The sequence below is a fragment of the Actinotalea ferrariae genome (assembly GCF_019733465.1).
Classification (GTDB): Bacteria; Actinomycetota; Actinomycetes; order Actinomycetales; family Cellulomonadaceae; genus Actinotalea; species Actinotalea ferrariae_A.
In genome coordinates, this window is the sequence record NZ_JACVQL010000046.1 from 1 (window position 1) to 3,838 (window position 3,838).

The 3,838-nt window shown below is 74.8% G+C and carries 4 protein-coding genes; 3 read left to right on the forward strand and 1 reads right to left on the reverse strand.

What is annotated here, in order from left to right:
• The first annotated feature begins 288 nt into the window (after positions 1-288).
• Both ICW40_RS04020 and ICW40_RS04025 read left to right on the forward strand, forming a co-directional pair.
• The gene (locus ICW40_RS04020; protein ID WP_308121613.1) at positions 289-936 is read left to right on the forward strand and encodes a TetR/AcrR family transcriptional regulator; all 648 of its coding nucleotides are present in this window, start codon (positions 289-291) and stop codon (positions 934-936) included.
• Positions 937-1,060: 124 nt separating this feature from the next.
• On the forward strand, positions 1,061-1,300 hold the full coding sequence (locus ICW40_RS04025) for a DUF3107 domain-containing protein (RefSeq protein ID WP_308121614.1): 240 nt from the start codon (positions 1,061-1,063) through the stop codon (positions 1,298-1,300).
• A gap of 45 nt (positions 1,301-1,345) precedes the next feature.
• Here the strand turns inward: ICW40_RS04025 and ICW40_RS04030 are convergent, their stop codons facing one another.
• Complete coding sequence (locus ICW40_RS04030) at positions 1,346-2,071, reverse strand: ferritin-like fold-containing protein (protein ID WP_221652546.1); 726 nt, start codon at positions 2,069-2,071, stop codon at positions 1,346-1,348.
• Positions 2,072-2,326: 255 nt separating this feature from the next.
• On the opposite strand from ICW40_RS04030, the gene ICW40_RS04035 reads away from it, so the two are divergent.
• The coding region (locus tag ICW40_RS04035) for a DEAD/DEAH box helicase (protein WP_221652547.1) at positions 2,327-3,838 on the forward strand (1,512 nt) is incomplete at its 3' end.

The following is a 3,838-nucleotide window of genomic DNA, read 5'->3' on the forward strand; positions in this document are numbered from 1 at the left end:
CACCAGCACCGCTGCGGGAGCCGAGCCGCGGGTCCCGCGCGCACGACGCACGCGCGCGGCGGCCTGGTGGCGCACGCGACGAGGGGCGTCGGAAGGGCGGGGCATCGACCCATGGTCGCACCTGCGGCGGGCGGCCGCGTCGCGTCCCGGGTCCGAGGTACGCCTCGCGAGCGCGGCACCGCGGCGCGGTCGAACGCCCCGGTCAGCACGCCCGACGCCCGTGACGTGACCGCCTTCCGGGACGATCGGTCCCTGTGGCTGGACGCTACGCGTCGGTAGCATCGACGCGTGACGCCCCCGCAGCCCCGGCCCCGTGCGACCCGGATGGGTCGCGACGCGCGGCGGGCGCAGGTGCTCGGCGTCGCCCAGGACCTCTTCGCGCGCGAGGGCTTCCACCACGTCTCGATGGACGACATCGCGGACCGCGCCGAGGTGAGCAAGCCGGTCCTCTACCGGCACTTCCCCTCCAAGCTGGACCTCTACCTCGCCGTCGTCGACCACCGCGGCGAGGCGCTCGTGACGGCGGTGGACGAGGCGCTCGCCGCGGTGGACCGCGGCGAGCAGCAGAGCGGACGCGCGGTCGTGCGGGGCATCGTCCAGGCCTACGTCGAGTTCGTCGAGCACGCCGGGGACTCGTTCTCGCTGCTGTTCGAGTCCGACGTCACGCGCGACAGCGACGTGCGGTCCCGCGTCGAGCAGGCCTCGGCGGACGCGGCGCGGGCGATCTGCCGCGCCCTCCGCGAGCTCGCGGGCCTGCCGCAGCAGCACGCGGACCTGCTCAGCACCGCCCTCGTCGGCATGGCACGCGTCGCCGCGACGTCGCGCTACCGCACCCAGGACGTCGGGGTGGACGACACGGTCGACCTGGTCACCCAGCTCGCCTGGCGCGGCGTCGCGGGCTTCGTGCGCGACCGCGAGGGCTCCGACGCGGGCTGACACCGCGGACGCACTCGCGGCACCACGGCACGCACGACGGGCACCTGCGCGATCAGCCCTGGGCGGACACGGGCGGCCGCGCGACGCGGGCCTGCCTAGGATGACCGGGACAGCCGAAGGACACATGGAGGCGATGGGCGTGGAGATCACGATCGGTGTGCAGCACGTGGCACGGGAGCTGGTGCTGGAGACCGACCAGACCTCCGACGCGGTCGTCGAGCACGTCCGGACGGCGCTCGAGACCGGCAACGCGCTCGAGCTCACGGACACCCGCGGACGGCGTGTCGTCGTCCCCGCTGCGGCGCTCGGCTACGTCGAGGTCGGCGGCGACGAGGCGCGCAAGGTCGGTTTCCACAACCTCTGACCGGGCCCGCTCAGACCGGGTCGGACGCCGACCCGCCCCGGACGGTCAGGGCGTCAGGCCGAGGCGTTCCATGCGGCGGCTGTGCTCGGCGGTGAGCGACGAGAACAGCCGCTGCTGGGCGTCCGGCTCCTCGCCGACGAGCGCCCGCAGGTCCGGGTGGTCGGCCAGCACGCGCTGGACGACGCCGAGCGCCTCGCCCACGAGCCGGCGCCCCCACAGGGCCAGGCGCGAGGCGAGCGTCGGGTCCTGACGCGCGGCCTCGGCGAGCGCCTCGACGACGAGGTGCGCGTGGCCCGCGTCGGCCAGGACGTCGAGGACGAGATCCCGCGTGACGGGGTCGAGGCCCGCGGCGGCGATCCTGCTGAAGTCGTCGGCGACCCCGTAGCCGACGTAGCTCTTGAGCAGGCGCTCCCACCAGCTGCCCGGAGACGTCCGCTCGTCGAACTCGACCAGGGCTCCGGCGAACGGCGCCATGACCGGCTCGAGGTCGTCGCCCAGCTCCTTCGTGCGCTCGCCGATGCGCTCGAGGCGCGTCAGCGCGATGCCCGCCAGCCGGCTGAGCTCGAGCCGCTGCGCCAGCTCGGGTGCCAGCGCCGCGTCCGCCGCGAGCCTCGAGAAGGCGGCGAGCTGCCCGTAGGCGATCATGCCGAGCACGGCGCGGGCGCTCGCACCCGACGCGGGAGCCGACGTCGCGGCGCCGGTCGGCTGCTCCCCGCCCGCGGCCCCCGCCGTCGGGCGTGCGGAAGGGTCCGGTACGGCGGAGGAGGTCATCGGGCCAGGCTAGACCCCGTCGCGCGCACGGGTCCGGTAGGATCGGCGTGTACATCGGTTGACCGGTCGTCCCGACATCCTCGCCCGCGAGCGCACGCTGCACCAGCACGACGAGCACGACCCGCAGCACGACGCACTCGCCCGGGCGGCGCCTTCCACGATCGGCTGCCGGCCCCCGCCCGCGGCGCGGCCCGCTCCGGAGCGACGAACTGTCGCCGGACGCGTGTGGCCCCTCGGGCCGACAACCGGAGAACCATGACCACCAGCACCACCGACCCGACGGCGTTCGAGCCGGCCGGGGACGACGCCACCCCGCCCACCGACGCGGCGCTCGCCGACTCGGCCCTCCCCGACGCGGCGGACGACAGCGAGCTGCACGAGGCCGGCCAGGCCGCCTCGGGCGTGCAGAGCACCGAGAACCCCTCGTTCGCCGACTTCGGCATCCGCGACGAGATCGTCCGCGCGCTGTCCGACGCCGGCATCAGCCACCCGTTCCCCATCCAGGCCATGACCCTGCCGGTCGCGCTCTCGAAGCACGACATCATCGGCCAGGCGAAGACCGGCACGGGCAAGACGCTCGGCTTCGGCATCCCGCTGCTCGAGCACGTCGTCGCGCCCGGCGAGGAGGGCTTCGAGCAGCTCCCCGCCCCGGGCAAGCCGCAGGCGCTCGTCATCGTGCCGACGCGTGAGCTCGCCGTGCAGGTCGCGGGCGACCTCGAGACCGCGTCGAGGCACCGCAAGGTCCGCGTCGTGCTGCTCTACGGCGGCCGCGCCTACGAGCCCCAGGTCGAGGCGCTCGCCCGCGGCGTCGAGGTCGTCGTCGGCACGCCCGGCCGCATGATCGACCTCATGAACCAGGGCATCCTCGACCTGGCCCGGGCGCGGACCGTCGTACTCGACGAGGCCGACGAGATGCTCGACCTCGGGTTCCTGCCCGACGTCGAGAAGCTGCTCGCCCGCACCCCCGCGTCGCGCCACACGATGCTCTTCTCGGCCACGATGCCGGGCGCCGTCGTCGCGATGGCACGGCGGTACATGACGCAGCCGACGCACATCCGCGCGCAGGACCCGGACGACGGCGGCGCCACGCTCAAGGCGATCAAGCAGGTCGTCTACCGCGCGCACGCGCTCGACAAGGTCGAGGTGCTCGCTCGCATCCTCCAGTCGCAGGGGCGCGGGCTGACGATCGTCTTCGCGCGGACCAAGCGCACGGCGGCCAAGGTCGCCGACGACCTGGCCGAGCGCGGCTTCGCGGCCGGCGCCATCCACGGCGACCTGGGCCAGGGCGCGCGCGAGCAGGCGCTCCGCGCGTTCCGCTCGGGCAAGATCGACGTGCTCGTCGCGACCGACGTCGCGGCGCGCGGCATCGACGTCGACGACGTCACGCACGTCGTCAACTACCAGTGCCCCGAGGACGAGAAGACCTACCTGCACCGGACGGGCCGCACCGGGCGTGCGGGGCGCACGGGCACGGCCGTGACGTTCGTCGACTGGGACGACATGCCGCGCTGGGGCCTCATCAACAAGGCGCTCGACCTCGGTTTCCCCGAGCCCGTCGAGACCTACTCGAGCTCGCCCCACCTCTACACGGACCTCGACATCCCCGAGGGCACCAAGGGACGCCTGCCGAAGGGCGCGCAGACGCGCGCCGGGCTCGACGCCGAGGTGCTCGAGGACCTGGGCGAGACGGGCAAGCGCCAGGCCAAGGGCGGCGCGCGCGACGGCGGCCCGCGCGGCGCCGACCGCGGCGGGCGCTCGGGCGAGCGC